The organism is Saccharibacter sp. 17.LH.SD, from assembly GCF_009834805.1.
Classification (GTDB): domain Bacteria; phylum Pseudomonadota; class Alphaproteobacteria; order Acetobacterales; family Acetobacteraceae; genus Saccharibacter.
The window spans coordinates 98,880-115,861 of sequence record NZ_WVHO01000012.1 but is presented as its reverse complement, the minus strand read 5'-3'; the positions used below and the strand labels follow the sequence as shown (position 1 = coordinate 115,861).

General features: G+C 45.6%; 16 protein-coding genes and 1 tRNA gene. 12 read left to right on the top strand and 5 right to left on the bottom strand.

The window, feature by feature from the left end; all coding sequences use genetic code 11:
- The first annotated feature begins 1 nt into the window (after nucleotide 1).
- Entirely contained in the window at nucleotides 2–1,546 is a 1,545-nt protein-coding gene (locus GS501_RS09140) for an efflux transporter outer membrane subunit (protein ID WP_160831557.1), read from the top strand.
- 90 nt (nucleotides 1,547–1,636) lie between these two features.
- Here GS501_RS09140 and GS501_RS09135 read toward each other — a convergent pair whose 3' ends face one another.
- The 4 genes from GS501_RS09135 to GS501_RS09120 all read right to left on the bottom strand — a co-directional run bounded on the left by GS501_RS09135 (nucleotide 1,637) and on the right by GS501_RS09120 (nucleotide 5,477).
- Complete coding sequence (locus GS501_RS09135) at nucleotides 1,637–2,236, bottom strand: histidine phosphatase family protein (protein ID WP_160831556.1); 600 nt, start codon at nucleotides 2,234–2,236, stop codon at nucleotides 1,637–1,639.
- Between the two features lie 45 nt (nucleotides 2,237–2,281).
- Nucleotides 2,282–3,214, bottom strand: a complete 933-nt coding sequence (locus GS501_RS09130) for a ribose-phosphate pyrophosphokinase (protein WP_160831555.1) — start codon at nucleotides 3,212–3,214, stop codon at nucleotides 2,282–2,284.
- An 89-nt stretch (nucleotides 3,215–3,303) separates the two neighbouring features.
- A complete protein-coding gene (locus GS501_RS09125) occupies nucleotides 3,304–4,281 on the bottom strand; it encodes a hypothetical protein (protein ID WP_160831554.1) in 978 nt (325 codons plus the stop codon).
- 53 nt (nucleotides 4,282–4,334) lie between these two features.
- Nucleotides 4,335–5,477: an energy transducer TonB gene (locus GS501_RS09120; protein WP_160831553.1), complete on the bottom strand. Its 1,143-nt coding sequence runs from the start codon at nucleotides 5,475–5,477 to the stop codon at nucleotides 4,335–4,337.
- Between GS501_RS09120 and GS501_RS09115 the strand changes: the two genes are divergently transcribed.
- The 7 genes from GS501_RS09115 (at nucleotide 5,476) to GS501_RS09085 (ending at nucleotide 9,565) form a co-directional block, all read left to right on the top strand.
- A complete protein-coding gene (locus GS501_RS09115) occupies nucleotides 5,476–6,123 on the top strand; it encodes a DNA-3-methyladenine glycosylase (RefSeq protein ID WP_160831552.1) in 648 nt (215 codons plus the stop codon). The genes GS501_RS09120 and GS501_RS09115 overlap by 2 nt on opposite strands.
- A gap of 160 nt (nucleotides 6,124–6,283) precedes the next feature.
- Nucleotides 6,284–6,502, top strand: coding sequence for a translation initiation factor IF-1 (infA, locus tag GS501_RS09110; protein ID WP_160831551.1), 219 nt, complete (start codon nucleotides 6,284–6,286; stop codon nucleotides 6,500–6,502).
- Nucleotides 6,503–6,518: 16 nt separating this feature from the next.
- Nucleotides 6,519–7,151: a nucleoside triphosphate pyrophosphatase gene (locus GS501_RS09105; RefSeq protein ID WP_160831550.1), complete on the top strand. Its 633-nt coding sequence runs from the start codon at nucleotides 6,519–6,521 to the stop codon at nucleotides 7,149–7,151.
- Nucleotides 7,152–7,154: 3 nt separating this feature from the next.
- On the top strand, nucleotides 7,155–8,210 hold the full coding sequence (locus GS501_RS09100) for a ribonuclease E/G (RefSeq protein ID WP_160831549.1): 1,056 nt from the start codon (nucleotides 7,155–7,157) through the stop codon (nucleotides 8,208–8,210).
- Entirely contained in the window at nucleotides 8,207–8,389 is a 183-nt protein-coding gene (locus GS501_RS09095; protein WP_160831548.1) for a DNA gyrase inhibitor YacG, read from the top strand. Before GS501_RS09100 ends, GS501_RS09095 begins: the two co-directional genes overlap by 4 nt.
- A 98-nt stretch (nucleotides 8,390–8,487) precedes the next feature.
- Nucleotides 8,488–8,563, top strand: a tRNA-Phe gene (locus GS501_RS09090).
- Between the two features lie 138 nt (nucleotides 8,564–8,701).
- Entirely contained in the window at nucleotides 8,702–9,565 is an 864-nt protein-coding gene (locus GS501_RS09085; RefSeq protein WP_202405391.1) for an aldo/keto reductase, read from the top strand.
- 77 nt (nucleotides 9,566–9,642) lie between these two features.
- Here the strand turns inward: GS501_RS09085 and GS501_RS09080 are convergent, their stop codons facing one another.
- Entirely contained in the window at nucleotides 9,643–11,523 is a 1,881-nt protein-coding gene (locus tag GS501_RS09080; protein ID WP_160831547.1) for a glycoside hydrolase family 32 protein, read from the bottom strand.
- Between the two features lie 103 nt (nucleotides 11,524–11,626).
- Between GS501_RS09080 and GS501_RS09075 the strand changes: the two genes are divergently transcribed.
- From GS501_RS09075 to GS501_RS09060, 4 genes are all read left to right on the top strand, one after another.
- On the top strand, nucleotides 11,627–12,607 hold the full coding sequence (locus GS501_RS09075; RefSeq protein WP_160831546.1) for a bile acid:sodium symporter family protein: 981 nt from the start codon (nucleotides 11,627–11,629) through the stop codon (nucleotides 12,605–12,607).
- Entirely contained in the window at nucleotides 12,604–13,824 is a 1,221-nt protein-coding gene (locus GS501_RS09070; protein ID WP_160831545.1) for an MFS transporter, read from the top strand. The genes GS501_RS09075 and GS501_RS09070 overlap by 4 nt, the downstream gene beginning before the upstream one ends.
- 241 nt (nucleotides 13,825–14,065) lie before the next feature.
- Nucleotides 14,066–15,400: a hypothetical protein gene (locus GS501_RS09065; RefSeq protein WP_160831544.1), complete on the top strand. Its 1,335-nt coding sequence runs from the start codon at nucleotides 14,066–14,068 to the stop codon at nucleotides 15,398–15,400.
- Between the two features lie 197 nt (nucleotides 15,401–15,597).
- Complete coding sequence (locus tag GS501_RS09060; RefSeq protein WP_160831543.1) at nucleotides 15,598–16,848, top strand: discoidin domain-containing protein; 1,251 nt, start codon at nucleotides 15,598–15,600, stop codon at nucleotides 16,846–16,848.
- The last annotated feature ends 134 nt before the right edge of the window (nucleotides 16,849–16,982 follow it).

Genomic DNA, 16,982 nt, shown 5'->3' with positions numbered 1-16,982 from the left:
TATGGTTTACGCGCTCTCTTCTTCCTCTAAATTATTCTCTCGCTTGAATGGCGTTGCTGTCTCCCTCCTTCTCGGAAGTTTGGGGGGGTGCATGGTTGGTCCAAAAGATAAAGCACCGGCGCTGCCAAAGCATGCTGATTATAATGCTACTCCCTTCACACAAACATCTGGTCGAAACACAGGCAATTCGATCCTCCGAAAGCAATTTTTTGTTAATGGGATGGATGTTTCAGGACAATGGTGGGAAGTTTTTCAAAATCCGAAGCTAAACCGTCTTGTTGAAGAAGCTTTAGCAAACAACCAATCCCTTAAAGCTATGCAGGCTGGCCTTAAAGCTTCATGGGAACAAAGGCGTGTTGAAGGTGCTGCCCTATATCCCAGTATTTCAGCTCAGTTTATCCCATCACGTAACAAAACATCCAAAACTCTTTCTCCCGTCCCCAACAGCAATGAATGGCTCTATAATTTACATACGGCACAGCTGAATATCGGTTACGTTCCGGATCTCTGGGGTGGCACGCGTAATGCTATCAAAGCAGCCAGCGCCCAAGCTGACATTCAACAAGCTCAGCTTGAAGCCACGGCCCTCACAATGATCTCTAACCTCGTTAATGCAACGATTATAGAGGCCGGGGTTCGTGCTCAAATCCATGCAAAAGAAGCGCAAATTGCAGAACAACGACAAGTTCTTGCTATCCAAAAAAAACAAAATGGACTTGGTGACCTCTCTCGCCAAAGCACACTCATACAACGCGATGCCCTAGCTCAAATTGAGGCTGATCTCCCTCCTCTTAAAAACCAACTGGCTCAAACACGAGACCAAATCGCGGTCCTTGTTGGTGTTCCCCCCAACGAAGACCTTCCTATCTTCGAGTTGAAAGATTTTACCCTTCCGGAAAAACTCCCCGTTTCTCTTCCATCTGCTCTCCTAGAACATCGCCCTGATATTCAAGCAGCCCGTGCCCAAATCAAAGCAGCAGCAGCCCAAGTCGGCATTGCTATTGCAAACCGCCTCCCCAATGTGCAGCTCAGCGCTCTCCCAGGGCAAGCTGTAGGCCATATGAGCGAGTTCTTTAAACCCGGATATGGAAACTGGGAAATCGCAGCTACCGTCACACAACCAATTTTCCAAGGTGGTTCACTGCTCCATGCTCAAAGAGAAGCACGGGATAACCTCTTACAAGCAAATGAATATTATAAATCAACCGTTATTAGTGCGATTGGAGATGTTGCAGACAGCCTCCATGCGGTCCAATTTGATAGCGACACCCTTATGGCAGACCAAAATGGTTTAGATGCAGCAGAAGCATCCTTGCGCATCGCTCAAGCGCAACATCGTTTTGGTGACAATAGTCAAATTGATCTCATTCAAGCGCGACTTTCTGTCATACAAGACCAACTTTCCGTTGCGCAGGACGAAACAGCTCGTTTCTCTGATACTGTTGGATTGTTTCAATCTCTCGGGGGAGGATGGTGGCACCGAGACGACTTAGGCGTGTCGCCCCAAAAAGCAAAATATCTCTCAAACACACTGGTGCCCTGGTAAAAAGCTTCGCGTCTCGTTCAAAAGACGTGCAGCCTTTCGCCAGTCAATGTCACCACATCTCTTCATTAAAAGAGATGTGCGTAAACTTTATTATGTATGGGACATTTTCTCTATTTCCCACACACCATCTTGATGTGAAATATGCACAGGTACAGCATTTGCGAGACGCACATTCACCTCAAGCCCCATAGCCTGACGCAATGCTCGAAATAACGCTCCATGAGCAACAATCAATGGGTTCCCTTCCCCTTGATCATGAGCGCGATTAACAGCCTGAACAGCCCTCTGCCGCAACTCAAGGAACGCTTCGCCTCCTTGAGGAACAAATTTTCCATCAATCCAAGGAAGATACCAATCCCCCATTGGTTGACCTTCTTGCACACCAAAAGAGACCTCTTGCAACGCTTCATCCGCAATTAATGGCAGCAACAAACCTGTTTTTTTATGCACGACATCACGCACATGTTCTGCGGTAACCCAGGCACGCTTTAAAGGAGAGGCAACAATATGTGTAAAAGGCGACTTCCCCTGTTCGAAAAGAGAGGCAAGGAGCTCTCCAGCAGCTTCGGCTTGCGTAACACCCTTAGCATTTAAGGGAATATCTGTACGTCCCTGTGACAGATGCTGCGCATTCCAATCTGTCTCACCATGACGTAAAAACAAATAAGGGCGTAAAAGAAGCTGAGTCACCAGAAAAACCTCTCTTTTTCATGCAATTAGAAAAGCAACTCCCGATCAATCAAATAACGTTGATACAGAACTTTCATCAGAGACCGCACGAATAGCACGCGCTAACAAATTGGCTGTCGTAATTTGACGAATATTAGGGGCCTTTATCAATTCTTCTGTCGGCGGGATGCTATCGGTTAACGTCAGCATTTTAATCGGGCTATTCACAACACGCTCACAGGCTTTCCCTGTCAACACACCATGCGTCACATAGGCTTCCACACCGGCGGCCCCATACTTCATGAGGGCTTCAGCCGCATTACACAGTGATCCACCACTATCAATAATATCGTCAACGAGGACACAATAGCGATCTTTTACATCACCAATGACATTCATCACCTCAGATACGCCCGCCCGTTCACGACGCTTATCAATGATCGCAAGATCAACATTAAGACGACGTGCTAACTGACGGGCCCTCACCACCCCCCCAACGTCTGGAGACACAACCATCAGGTCACGCCCAGCGTGACGTGTTAATAAATCACGCACAAAAAGCGGAGCCGCATAAAGATTGTCCGTTGGAATATCAAAAAACCCCTGAATCTGCATCGCATGCAAATCCATAGTTAAGATACGGCTTGCACCTGCTTCCGTTAGAAGATTAGCAACCAATTTTGCACTAATAGGCGTACGAGGCCCGGACTTCCGGTCCTGACGCGCATAGCCAAAATAAGGCATAACCGCCGTAATGCGTCGTGCCGATCCACGGCGTAATGCATCCAACACAACCAGCAGTTCCATCAAATGGTCATTCGTCGGCGTACAGGTGCTCTGGATGACGAACATGTCTTCACCCCGAACATTTTCCTGAACTTCAACAAAAACCTCTCCATCAGCAAAACGTCGAATAGACGTTTTACACAGTGGAAGCCCAATTTCCCTGGCTACGGCTTGAGCCAATGGCACATTACTATTACAGGCGACGATCTTCATAATCAGGCATTCTCACAGACTGGCGAAAGAGCACTCTCCTTCTATCAGCATGACTGCTTCCTGTCATGACTTTCTACTCACGGCTTTCACTACAATCCGTTACCTGACATCTCATTTTGATCATTGTCATTATCAGAGCCCTTCATAGCTTGTGGCAATGGTTTATGATCTCGGCCAGAATAATTTGTAATAATCGTTCTTACAGCACCCGCGGCCTCTTGCGCTGCAGCTCCCGCAGTATCTCCCCATGTTGTATCTAACGAGTGCGCAGGCACTGCATGAATTTGTGTCGCTGCCCCCGCCTCTTGATTTTGCGCCGTCAAAACATGCCAAATAATCATCACTTGTTGCTGAGTTGAGGCTACATGATGCTTCGCATTGTCAGGTAAATCTTTAATAGAGACCTCAGCACGTACCGTATAATCGGCTCCTGTTGGCGTTGTCTGAATAGTATTCCGCGTATCTGGAAACAGCGTATAAAAGGCCCGGCCGAGCTCTTGATTCCCGCTTCCAGGGGCTCCCTGAACCCCTGCAAAATACACTTTGGCCGAACGATTCATCAAACTATGTGGGTCATCCATCAAGGCTTGTGCCTGAATACCCGTTAACATCTGGGCAATTTCTGGAGCCATTTGCAACGCAACCGTATTGAGGGCTGCCGGGTCTGCCGCCAACCAACCAGCACGATCAATGACTGCTCCATAACCACGCGCATGCACATGACCATCTGGGCCAACAATGGAGTACCGCGGTTTCACTCCATCATCACCGACTTTCACAGCACCCAATCGTATCCACCAATCTCCTGGCTTTGGATTTTGCGTCACAGCAGGAACGGACTGGCCCAATAAAGCAATCACCATATCCTTTGCCCACAAAGCACTTGCCGAATACCAAGGAGACTTCTTTGACACCAACACAGGCACAGACAAACGTGGCGGTGGAAGATTATCTTGTGTCAGCTGCCGTGCCGTTTTTCCCGGATCAGCAAAAGGATGAGATACGCCAAGGCATCCCGACAATCCCAAAAGCGGGACAACACAAAACAGGGCACGGCAAAAACGCATGACCATCCTGTACTAAACTAACATGTTAAAGATAAGGGCTCTAAAACTAGACATCATTGCTGCAGCAAGATGTAATTAATCGTGACATCTAGGTCAAAATGGTCCCCAGCCATGTCTGGTGGAACCGGAGGCAATTGAACGCCCTGGAACAAACCAACCGTTGCCGTATCTAATGAATAGGAACCCGACTGACCCGTCAAACGAACGGATTTCACACGCCCACTGCGATCAATCACAACATGAACGGAAGAAGGGCCATCTTCCCCCGCATTACGCGCCTCTTCCGGATAAAACATGTGGTTACGAATCCAACGGTCAATCTCTTCTCCATAATCAGAGCTCACCCCTTTGACACTATTACGTGTTTGATAAGGGGCATTGATCTGACCATTCATACTCAATGGCCCCATCGAAAGGTCAAATGCACCATGATTACCCCCACGACGCCCCCGATGACGCGGATGTGGTGAGGGCTGTCCGCTAAAGGAAAGATCCATCGGGTGAGCAAATGGATTATTGTCCATTTGCCGTCGCGTCATATGATGCGCTGGCGCTGCCCTTCTCCTCTTATGGTGTTTAGGCGTCGCAGGGGTTAGGTTTTTCGTATCTTGCGATGTATCGGCCAATTCTCCAGAGGGCGATCTAACAACCGGCGGGGAAGACGGTTGTTCCGGCGTTGGGACAACCGGTGTTGGAGAGGATTCTGATGAAGATTTTGCAGGAGACGATGATCCACCACCATCATCACGAGAACGTTGTCCCCTGAGGCTGTGCTGTGTTGGAGGAGCATCAAAAACCATTTCAACCTGCGGCTGAGAAGCCCCCTGAGATACACCACTCTTCTCGGGAGATTGATAGGCAACCCACCCTAAGATAATAATATGCACCAAAAACGACAGCAACACTGGGCCTATTAGCGGCATGTCAACCAGCGTTTGAGGACGCACCATAGGCGTCCGCGTTCCCTCTAGTCGAAACGAAGATTCGACATAGTCATTTAACCGCTCTCGGCGCTGTTGTTGTCCAACATCCGATAGCGTCACAGGCGTACACCCCGTATAGGAGAAAAGGGACACAACAATAGTGATGACATGGCCCCTTCCTTGTGCCCCAGAACTGGAGGGATTGTCATCACCTTGATTACCAATAACCCCTCTCCTGTGCCCTGGAATCAACAGATCGACTCTCTTTCCCATGCCTCCACTTCCCGATGCTTTCTACAAAGACCCTGCTCTTACAGCCTTTATGGAGAAAATAGGCCCGTGCCGCCTAACATCCTCCTCTCAACAATCGCTTTACACTGCCCTTATCCGCGCCGTTACAGGGCAACAGCTTCATAATGCCGCGGCAGAGCGTATCTTCGCGCGCCTCTGCTCCCTTTCCCCTTCAGAAAACCTAACCCCACCCTCGCCCGAAAAATTACTTCTCTTCTCTGACACGGAACTCCGAACGTGTGGATTATCCTTTGCGAAAATGAATACCCTTCGTGAGATTGCAAAATCTCGACAAGAAGGGATTATTCCCTCTCTAGAAGAGGCTCAAAAGCACGATGACGAAGCTCTCATTTCTCAATTAACAACCATCAAAGGCGTCGGACGATGGACCGTTGAAATGATGCTCATTTTCACACTTCACCGCCCCGATATTTTCCCTGCTGGAGACTTTGGCGTTCAAGAAGGATGGCGTCGCCTTCACTCTATGCCTGAACGACTTTCTCCAAAAAAATTGCGTCTTGCAACACTCTCTTTCTCACCATCCCGGTCCATTCTCACCTGGTATTGTTGGCAAGCAAAAGCGCTCCTCCCTGCAATTCCACACACAAAGCATCCCAAAACGCTTTAAAGGGTAAAAAAGCGCACCATTAGGCTGTTTTTCAGTCAATCGACTTGCGTTTCCTAACGATGATCGACCATAATGCGGCTTCATGTGTCTTCAGGGTGTCATGGATTATGATCCCCATTGATCACATGCTCCCTTAACCTCCTTATGGCCAAGGACGTCCATGCCTAAAGAAGATCTTATTGAGTTCACTGGTACTGTCACCGAACTTCTTCCAAACGCCATGTTCCGCGTTACCCTCGACAATGAGCACACCATCCTTGCCCATACGAGCGGCAAAATGCGCAAAAACCGTATTCGTGTCCTCGCAGGAGATCGCGTTAACGTTGAAATGACCCCTTACGACCTCACCAAAGGCCGCATCACCTTCCGCTTTAAATAAGCGGACATAGCCTTCAATGGTTACTTCCTCGTCTGTAACGACACGCCCCGCGTTAGTCTTAGCATCTGCTTCTCCACGCCGTTTGGAGCTTCTTGCTCAAATTGGTCTGAGTCCTGATTCTGTTCAGCCCGCTGATATAGATGAAACGCCCCACCCCAATGAACTGCCGCGCCTTCACGCGCTTCGTCTCGCACGCAGTAAAGCAGAAACAATTGCTTCACGCTTAGCCGACGCTGCACTTGTCATTGGCAGCGATACTGTTGTCGCTCTCGGTCGTCGGATTTTACCTAAAGCAGAAGATGAAGCGACGGCTCGTTATTGCTTAACCCTTCTTTCAGGACGACGGCATAAAGTTTATACTGCTGTGTCCTGCCGTCCCAGTGCGGCATGGCCCGAAGGGCATAGCAATGAAAGAATTGTGGAAAGCTATGTAATCTTCAATCGCCTCACACCGCAACATATCGACGCCCTCATTGAGAACGGCGATTGGAATGGGAAAGCTGGGGGCTATGCCCTACAAGGAGCCGCCGCCGCTTATATTCGCCAGATTGGTGGTAGTGCTTCTGGAATCATCGGGCTTCCACTTTTTGAAACAACACAACTTTTACGCGGGCAGCCCTGTCCTGCTGGAATGGGCTGGGTCCCTTAGACCATGGAAATAAGACTGTCCGGTTCTCCAGGAGAAGTTCGTGCGGCCCTCCTTGACCAAGATCGTCTTATTGACATTGCCTTATGGCGCCCCGGAAACCCCGATGGCTGGGGGGATATCCACGCTGTAAGAATAATACGCCATTTCACCGAATTGGGTGGAGCTTTTGTACAGCTCCTCCATGGGGAGGAAGGTTTTTTAACAACGCGCAAAAAGGAACCTGAAGGAAGCCTCCTCTGCGCTCAAATCATACGAGCCGCTCAAAACGGGAAAGGGGTGCGCCTTAAACCAATAACACCTCCAGATAATTTTTCATCAATACAACTCCCTTCTCTTTTTCGCCGAGGCCCCTCACCACTGGAAGATCTGGCTAAACAAGCTTCAGAAGCCCCATTGCTGATTGATGATATGGCCATCACCCAGAATATGCCTCATGCACTAAAGCGACGTATCCGCCGTGTTACAAAAAGCTTCGACAGCTTTCTAGAGAATGAATGGGATGAACTGGCACAGCCAAAATGTTCATTAGGAACCTTCACGGCTCATATTACGCCAACACCGTCTCTAACAGCCATTGATCTTGACACGTCATCACACCCCGATTTTGCTGCCAACGTTGCCTGCTTCCCTTTATTGCTCCGTCAAATCCGCTTGCGCAATTTATCCGGCACGATCCTCATTGATCCAGCAGGCGTCAGAAGCCACAAACGACCAGCCCTGGTTCCATTCCTGCGCAAAGCCGTAGACAATGAAAATGACCCTGTACCGCCGAAAGTAATGGGGATCACACCATCTGGTTTACTAGAGCTTACACGACCACGAAGGCGCCCACCCCTCCATGAGCTTTTAACCTCCTCTCACGGTCAGGCGCTGACTATTCTTAGAGATATTCTTCGTGAAAACCGCCAAGGAAGCACACTTAACGCTCCCCCGTCTTTTCTCCACGCTCTGGAAAAAGACCCTATTGCGCTGAAAGAATTCACATTAGCCTATGGCAAGCCTCTTCACCTACGCGCAACACCACCAGAAATTGCTTTTACCCCTTGGAGCCTATCATGAGTTGCCCCATTTGCCAGAAGCCTACCTCACCAGAGTTCCGTCCATTCTGCTCACAACATTGTGCTAATATCGACTTAGGACGATGGTTTCAGGGCCATTATCGCGTCCCATCCTTCAGGCAGGACAACGAAAAAGAAGAAGTGCCATCACACCATACCCCCTTAGATGATGACGCATGACAGCACGATAATAAGAAAATCTTTCAAAAAGGGTTGATCACCTTCAGATCATAGGCTACACCCCTCCACGCAGCAGGTGTTATTACATCTGCTTCGGTGCCCAAGTAGCTCAGTTGGTAGAGCATGCGACTGAAAATCGCAGTGTCGGTGGTTCGATCCCGCCCTTGGGCACCATTTATTTCTCCTTATATTCTTTATTTGATTGCTTGGGTGTGCCACAGGGCTTGCGTGTTGCCTCTGTCTGGGTTTTTCTACATCAGCGACACATAGAGAGATTCATCTCTTCATGGTCCAGATGTAAGGAGTACACTCATGGTGACCTCACCCTTGCCAACCATTACTCTTCGTAATGGTACCACCATCCCAAGGCTTGGGATGGGCTCATGGTTGATGGGAGAAACGACCTCTCGTCGGACCGATGAGATACGCAGCCTTCAAGTTGGACTTGATAACGGTCTTCGTCTCATTGATACCGCCGAAATGTACGGCAATGGACGGTCTGAAAGCGTTGTTGGGGAAGCGATTCGTGGGCGTCGCGATGATGCTTTCGTTGTCAGTAAAGTGCTGCCTCATCACTCTCGTTATGACGACACAATCGAAGCCTGTAAGCGTTCTCTACGCGCCTTAAACACAAGCCACCTCGACCTTTATCTTCTTCACTGGCGAGGCGATGTACCCCTTTCGGAAACGGTCCGTGCTTTTAAAGCACTCGAGAAGGAAGGTCTCATCCTTGGGTGGGGTGTTTCCAACTTTGATGTCAGGGATATGGAAGAACTTGAGAGATGCAGTCAGAACGCTGTGGCTAATCAGATTCTCTACAGTCTTCTTTACCGTGGTACAGAATTCGATCTGCAAGAACATAATGCACGCCATCATGTTGCAACCATGGCCTATTGCCCAATTGGACAAGGTGAGAGTGAACTTCTACAACACCCTACCCTGGTGAGTATTGCTCAACGCCATAAAACGCATCTTGGCCCAGCAACACCTGCACAAATTGCACTCGCCTGGACGTTACGCTCACCCAATATTATCTCTATCCCCAAAGCCTCAACTCCAAGCCACCAGGAACAAAACATAGCGGCTTTGGAGATAACATTAACTCAAGAGGATCTAACGGAACTCGACCGCGCTTTCCCACCGCCTCGCAGTAAAGTCTCTCTTGCCGTTATCTAATTAATCGTCCCACTCGGGAAGCTTCTTATCGCCCTATTGTGGTAAGAACCTCCCGAGTCAAACGACATATACCCCTGCTACGAACGATTCATCGTCGGTTTCAACACATATAAAGCAAGATGATGGAGCGTTGCTGCTGCGTTCGTCACTTGGATATCTACCACCTCTAAAGGATGGCTCGGATACACAAGTGCGGTGCCAACTGACATGCCATCATTTGCGAAAATCTCTAACGTACTCGCATCCAATACAACCCTTAAGGTGAAACGACGACTTCCTGGCACCAAGGGAGACGAAAAGCTGCCTGTGAAGAAAGGATGCGCGAAACCATGTAGGCTACTACGATCTAGCCATAATTGACTTGAAAAAGCATCAAACCCAATGCTTAAGCTCTCTCCCTGTCGGTTAGAAAAGACAATGACAAAGCGCCCAGACCGCCCCTGATCTCCATCTGGTAAAGCACTTCCACGATCCTCTATCGAGGCATCGACAAACAATTCAATCGCCTGAAACGTTGGAATGGCAACTTGAGCGCTTTCTTGCGGCAATAACCGCGTTATTCTGAATGGAATTTGGCGTTCGCGGAGCATTTCCAACTTATAGGGATTTTGTACTAAACGTAACCATCCCGCTTCATCACGTCGTAAGGTGATTTGACGCGGGATGGTCATCGTCCCACGCCATTTCTTATTGGGAACTTCCTCGCAATACTGCCAATTATTGAGCCACGCAAAATACGTTTTCACCCCACCCGGCATATTTTCATAGGTTTGTAAGGCGTAACTATCTTTTGCAAAGTCTGTCAGCCCAACGACGGTATCTTCCGGTTCAAAACGTTCACCATCAAAGTGGCCAACAAAATATTGTGTAATACTTCCCCCCTGCGGCCCTCCAGGATTCACTGACACAAAGAGCACCCAGCGTGTTTCGTCTGATGTCCCACCATCTACGGGCAACTCCACAAGAGCTGGGCACTCATAATCCACCCCAAAAACACCAGCGGGGCCGAAATCACTCAAATGCATCCAATGAAGAAGGTCAAAGGACCCGTAAAAAGAAACTTTATGATCACGCGCCCGCACCACGACCATTACCCATTTTTCAGTAGGTGCATGCCATAATACCTTTGGATCTCGAAACGAATTATGGCCGATATCCAGGACAGGGTTTTTCGCATAATCAATAAAATGTTGCCCTCCATCAGGGCTCCAAGCGACATATTGGGTTTGACGATGGGGAGTCGCCCGTGTGTAAAGAGCAACAAGCCCCCCTGCCATATGCGACAAAGGAGATGACGCCGTTTCTGGAGAAACCGGGTTAGAAAGAAGAGAATCCGATACGCCCAAAAAATCTTCAGACGATGAATCACGTCCCTTTCCCAAAATTTCCTGCTCTACCGCCATAATCGTATCGTCCTGCTTTTTCCCTAACGCTGACGACAATTCCTGCGTCACTTTTTGCGCTGCTGTTTTTGTTTCTTCAGAACGAGGTTTTGCAGGTTTGCGCGGCGGGAAGAGACCAGAAACATTGTCTCTATCCAGAATAGCACAGCCACTATAGGCCTCACCTGCCTCCGTTTCCCTAATAGCAATGGGCATATCCTGCCAATGATATAAATCCGTGCTTACCGCATGCCCCCAATGCACATGCCCCGCATACGGCGCAAAAGGGTTGTACTGATAATAAAGATGGTAATAATATCCATCAAAAATGAGCCCATTAGGATCATTCATAAAGCCACTGGGCGGTGTAAAGTGAATACTTGGCCGATACATAATATCTTGCTGGGTCGCCGCCACGGGACCCGAAGCCACATTGGGATTATTTCCCGGCTCACTATGAGAGTTATTAGGCTGCTCAGGCGCAGAATCCTGATGCGTTGTTGCTCCCTGTGCGCGTGCCAATAAGGCGCCCGCCGCAAGAAAAGACCCCAAAGCCGTCCGGCGGTTTATCGACATATGACCTTCACGTTTTTTACTGATAATGCCAGAATGTGACTATAGTTACGTTCCTTTTGCAAGAGCTCTCTTATTATCAGCATTTCTCTTCAGGATAATGATCATGAAACGCCTAGATCCTTTTTTACTCTCCCTGATTAGTGCTGTCATTTTGGCATCGTTTTTACCTTGCCCTCCTTCTTTTCAACCTTGGTTGTCACGCCTCACATCCCTTTTAGTCGCCTTGATGTTTTTCTTTCAGGGCGCAAAATTGCAACGGCAAGCTATTGTAGAAAGTATGCAAGACTGGCGTCTTCAAGGAAGTACTCTGGCCATTAGCTTCCTATTATTTCCTCTCCTCGGCCTGGCATTTTACGAAATCTGCCAAGCAATTTTCCCCCATGGCCTCTTAAAACCCGAGCTTTGGACAGGTATCTTATTTCTTTGCTGCCTTCCTTCCACAGTACAATCATCCATTGCCCTAACATCCATTGCGCAAGGAAACGTCCCTGCCTCCATTTGTGCTGCCACCGTCTCCAATATTCTCGGTATTCTGTTTACTCCTTTACTTAGCTCCCTCATCCTACATCGTCATGATGGCAGCAACTCAAGTCTTGGTACCATTATTGATGTAAGCCGAGAGCTTCTTCTTCCCTTTATCGCAGGACAATTGCTGCAAAAATGGCTCGGCCCTATTGTTAAAAAGCACAAAATACTCATTTCATTTACGGATCGCGGTTCCATTATTATTCTGGTTTATGCCGCTTTCAGTGCTGCTGTCCTTCAAGGATTGTGGAAGCGCATTCCTCTTAGCGAGCTTTTGGTCGTCGCCGCTCTCGATATAACGTTATTAACCACCGTATTGACTCTCTCCGCCCTATGGGGTCGTTTTCTTGGGTTTAGTAAAGAAAACGACATTTCACTCCAATTTTGTGGGTCAAAAAAATCACTCGCAACAGGTGTCCCCATGGCTAGTGTCATTTTCCCTGGGGGCGCTGGGATTGTCGTTCTCCCACTGATGCTCTTCCACCAAATTCAACTTTTTGTCTGCACGGTTCTCGCTCGTCATTACAGCAACCGTTTTTCCTCCAAAGATACAAAATGAGGCCATTTAGTCACTCACCCAAAAACAACACTGTTACAAAATGGCTTACGTTATTAACGGGAACAACATCACAAATAGTATTCTCGTTTTTATATACTGGTATCGTCGTATCGGAATATAATCTTCGTCACATATATGGGATTTCTCTTTATGATATCGGGATCCAATTAAGCTTTCTTTCTCTTGGCGTTATCCTTTCAGAAATTCCTTGGGGAATGATGTCGGATAAATTTGGTGATAAGCCTGTGCTGTTATTAGGATTATCCGGCTTAGTTATCTCTCTATTACTCTTTTCTTTTATTCGTAGTTACGTTGTTGGTTCCGATATAAATGTTCTCATTTCACTCACTTTTTTATCTATTGGGGTCTTTGGAGCAAGTATAAATTCTTCATCTGGTCGCTCCATTATGAGTGCTTTTCCCCCGGGTGAGCAAATATTTGCGATGAGTATTCGACAAACTTCCGTGCCAATTGGAGGCGTTATTGGCTCACTTTATTTCCCTTCTCTATTTCACAACGCTGGCGATAAAAACACTTTCTTATTATGTTCTTTTCTATTCTTCCTCTGCATAATTTTTGTCATATTCTTCGTCGAGAAAGAGGAGACGATATACAGAAAAAATAATCTATTATTTGAAAATTTCTTTTCTTGTTTAAAAAATAAGAAAATTATACAAATTCTTATTACGTCATTCTGTCTTACATCAACACAAATATCCATTCTTGTTTTTGGAAAGGAGACTATCATTCTACAGAAAAGTATTTCTTTTATAAAGATCGATATAATTGTACCTCTAATTTTAGTGTTAGGAGCCTTTTTTAGAATTTATCTTGGCAAAAAATTCTCTTTAACCAATCCGACCAGTATCATATTAATTATGGGTACAATCAATTCTACCTTCTTAATATTTATGGTCATTTTAACAAAAGAAAATTCACCCCTCGCTTGTCTAGCCTTCATTCTAGCAGGCATCACATCACTTTCATGGCAAGGGCTCGCTTATGGCGTCATTTCTAAGTTAGGCGGAAGCACCATAGCCGGAACAGCACTCTCATTAATGGGAATAGCCGTATTGGGTGCTTCATTCATTACACCAGCTATTTCACCTTTTATTATTTTGCACACATCATGGGCAACATTCTGGATTTTTATGGCGATGATTTCCTTGATTCCTCTTTTTATAAAATCATACACAAATACTCCATTAAAAATGTAATTCATAAACCAAATATTCTCCTATATTTAAATCTAAACAAAACACCAGAAACGCATAAACTGGCCACGCTTTTCTTTCTTTGCTAATCATTACCCCCATAATTGTCATGAAACGTAGATAATGATTCTTATCACATCTCTACTCCATAATAATTTTAACAAATAATCATTGAAAATAGTTTTCTTGTCTTTCTGTATATGATACCATGGAAAAATAATAATTTTTGTTGAGATGATTTTGCATGCCTGAAGTCAATTCTGTTGGTAGCTACACGGTTACCCATCATCGATCTAATGAAAACAATGTAGTAATCGTTTTCGCTTCCGCTGGAAGAGATGGAATGGGGCAACCTATAGAAGAGTTCAAAAATACCCTTAAGTCATTTAATATTTCGATGATATTTATTCTTGATCCAACACCAACCTGGTTTAATCGCCCTGAAACTAACGAGATGTTTAAGTTTGTAGCGTCTCTTGCATCACGATATGAAAATGTCGCCGTCCTGGGCGAGTCTATGGGGGCATCTGGTAGTTTAATTTTCAGCAAATTCTTTGATGGAATAACTCGCGTTCTAGCTTTTGCTCCCCAGTACAGCGTATCAAAGCCATTCATTCAATTCGATGAACGCTTTCAACATGCTCATGAAAACTATGAATTCAGTAATTTTTGGACATTTACTTCTAATCTTTCTAGGGACCGTGTCCAAATTCTATGTGGAATTTCAGAGTGGCGCGACATGCCTCATGTAGCAATGTATGCCGCAGAAGGATATAGTGTAAATTATCTGTTAGAATGCGGGCACCTGGTAGGCTATTTTCTCAAGACCCAGCCGGATGTGAAACATGGCAACAAACTTAAAGCTCTTTTAGCAGCCTTTTTGAATTTTGACGTTCAGTTCACAAGAAGTGAAGTCAGGATGATATTGGAAGGTATCATTTCCGATTCCCCTATTTGTCAGGTGCAGGGTTTTGCTGCTATCCGCGAAAGAGAGACTTTTTTAAAAAAAGGTTATAGTCCTATACTATTACCTCCCCCGCCGACTGGCGTATCACTCACTCTGAATGGCACACCTGATCAAAGTTCAGTATCGCCATGGTCAAAATCATCTGTTACAACTATTGATGCCGCAGGTGCTATCAATGACAGTCTTGAGAATGCTTTTGGATTCCACACAGATGCAGAAGAAGAGCCTTGGTGGTCTATAAAGTTTTCTGGACCTGCGAAAGTTCAGGAAGTTCGTATCTACAATAGAATCGATGATTATGGTACATCAACACGTGGTTTGCAATTTTGTATCGAATTAATGACTAATGGAGATTGGCGGGAGATTTATCGTAAGAATGACATGTCCTTTTTTGGTGGAATAGACGGAACTCCTTTTGTTCTAAAATTATCTGAAGTAATTATTTCAGAGGGGCTTCGCGTTAAACTTCTACGTTATAAGTATATGCACTTCCAGAAGATTGAAATATTTGGGGATTTCGTTGAAAAACCCGTTATAAGGACGTCATCATCCCATATTTCTAAAATATTGAAAAAGCGCCTATCGTTCCCACTTCTGAAAAATGAAGATTAGCAAGTTACTATATATTTCTTTTTTGCAACAGCCCCTGGTATTATAGAGCGAAATCTAGAAATAGTCTCGCTATTTACCGGTATATAAAACTATATGGCATCGTTTTTTAGAAAAGCGTGTTTTTGATTTGGAAAGTTAAGCATATGATATTAACCTACTTTAGTCAGTCAACCTGCTGCGTTTAAAAAAGACTATCTATGATTCACGACACTGAAACCATGACCATTACTCATATCGGTCGCTATGTGATTTCCCATTATACCAACGACCCTAGGAGGATTGTGGTCATTTTCGCCTCTGCCGGTTCTCGCATAGGTGGCCCCATTGAGGAGTTTAAAGGATCTCTAAAAAAATATAATATATCCATGTTATTTATCCGTGACAGCGAGCCCTCTTGGTTTTGTCAACCCGAGACACCAGACATGTTCGCGAAGGTTGCAGAACTAATTGAACCATATAAAAAAGTCGCTGTCCTCGGAGAATCTATGGGGGGATCAGGGGCTCTCATTTTTCCACGTTTTTCTAACAAAGTAGATCGCACCCTAGCCTTCTCTCCATTGTATAGCTTTTCCTATCCTTTTAATCAATTTGCATCTGGTTGGAATAACGAGACTCCTCCACTCTACTGGACTTTTGACTCAGAAAATGAAAAATCCCGAAAGAACTCAGTCCTTTTATATGGTACACGACAATGGCAAGATGCTGCCCATGCGGGGCTATATTCTTTACAAGGTTACCCCGTCTTAATGGTAAAAGGCTCAGCTCACCTTGTTGCTTCATATTTGAAAAAAGGTCATGCTATAAACTATCTTTCTCTTCTCCTTGAGGTTTTCTTAGATTTTTCTAAACCCTTCACTAAAAAACGCGTAACGACTACTCTGGAGCCCATCTTAGCAAGATATGGAATTGATGAAAGAGAATGGAGCTATGAAGCGTCTATGAAGCGTGCTCACGTGAGAGTAGAAAATGCCTATCTTGTTCCTCCACCTGTTGATTGTATTGATTTAGCTCTAAATTGTCCTACAGACCAAAGTTCAATCTGTGCATATTCAACTGAAAAAACGACTCAAGACGATTCTGCTCGTGCAGTCGAGAATTATATTCCAGAGTTTTACGCTTTTCATACTGCATTGGAAGATAATCCTTGGTGGAAAATAGATTTAAAATCTATTTGTGAAATAAAGGAGATAAGAATCTATAATAGGATTGATAACAATTCCGAACGTGGATTACAATTCGCAATTGAGATATTAGAAGCTGGCGTTTGGGTAAAAATCTTCGAAAAAACTGACAATAAATTATTCGGTGGAATTGATGGCTTTCCATTCATTTGGAGAGCCAAAACAAAGCTAGAAGCTCGAGAGATTCGTATCAGATCTCTAGCTCTTGAAGAATTCCTTCACTACCAAAAAATTGAAATCTTCGGAAAGAAGATTATATCTTCCTAATATCATAACATATTCGAAATATAGTCAACTTATCATCTCTCAAACATATTTCCATAAGAAATAAGGTAATTTTAACTCTTTCTAAGCCTCACATATCCTTTTTTCTTACAAAAATCAAAAAAACTCCTTATCCG

What these genes read in the sequence shown, in the direction of transcription:
- GS501_RS09080 (WP_160831547.1), bottom strand. Translation starts at nt 11,523, where the DNA reads ATGTCGATAAACCGCCGGACGGCTTTGGGGTCTTTTCTTGCGGCGGGC.
- GS501_RS09065 (WP_160831544.1), top strand. Translation starts at nt 14,066, where the DNA reads ATGCCTGAAGTCAATTCTGTTGGTAGCTACACGGTTACCCATCATCGA.
- GS501_RS09120 (WP_160831553.1), bottom strand. Translation starts at nt 5,477, where the DNA reads ATGGGAAAGAGAGTCGATCTGTTGATTCCAGGGCACAGGAGAGGGGTT.
- GS501_RS09070 (WP_160831545.1), top strand. Translation starts at nt 12,604, where the DNA reads ATGAGGCCATTTAGTCACTCACCCAAAAACAACACTGTTACAAAATGG.
- GS501_RS09075 (WP_160831546.1), top strand. Translation starts at nt 11,627, where the DNA reads ATGAAACGCCTAGATCCTTTTTTACTCTCCCTGATTAGTGCTGTCATT.
- GS501_RS09085 (WP_202405391.1), top strand. Translation starts at nt 8,702, where the DNA reads ATGGTGACCTCACCCTTGCCAACCATTACTCTTCGTAATGGTACCACC.
- GS501_RS09060 (WP_160831543.1), top strand. Translation starts at nt 15,598, where the DNA reads ATGATTCACGACACTGAAACCATGACCATTACTCATATCGGTCGCTAT.
- GS501_RS09095 (WP_160831548.1), top strand. Translation starts at nt 8,207, where the DNA reads ATGAGTTGCCCCATTTGCCAGAAGCCTACCTCACCAGAGTTCCGTCCA.
- GS501_RS09140 (WP_160831557.1), top strand. Translation starts at nt 2, where the DNA reads ATGGTTTACGCGCTCTCTTCTTCCTCTAAATTATTCTCTCGCTTGAAT.
- GS501_RS09105 (WP_160831550.1), top strand. Translation starts at nt 6,519, where the DNA reads ATGGTTACTTCCTCGTCTGTAACGACACGCCCCGCGTTAGTCTTAGCA.
- GS501_RS09125 (WP_160831554.1), bottom strand. Translation starts at nt 4,281, where the DNA reads ATGCGTTTTTGCCGTGCCCTGTTTTGTGTTGTCCCGCTTTTGGGATTG.
- infA (WP_160831551.1), top strand. Translation starts at nt 6,284, where the DNA reads ATGCCTAAAGAAGATCTTATTGAGTTCACTGGTACTGTCACCGAACTT.
- GS501_RS09130 (WP_160831555.1), bottom strand. Translation starts at nt 3,214, where the DNA reads ATGAAGATCGTCGCCTGTAATAGTAATGTGCCATTGGCTCAAGCCGTA.
- GS501_RS09115 (WP_160831552.1), top strand. Translation starts at nt 5,476, where the DNA reads ATGCCTCCACTTCCCGATGCTTTCTACAAAGACCCTGCTCTTACAGCC.
- GS501_RS09100 (WP_160831549.1), top strand. Translation starts at nt 7,155, where the DNA reads ATGGAAATAAGACTGTCCGGTTCTCCAGGAGAAGTTCGTGCGGCCCTC.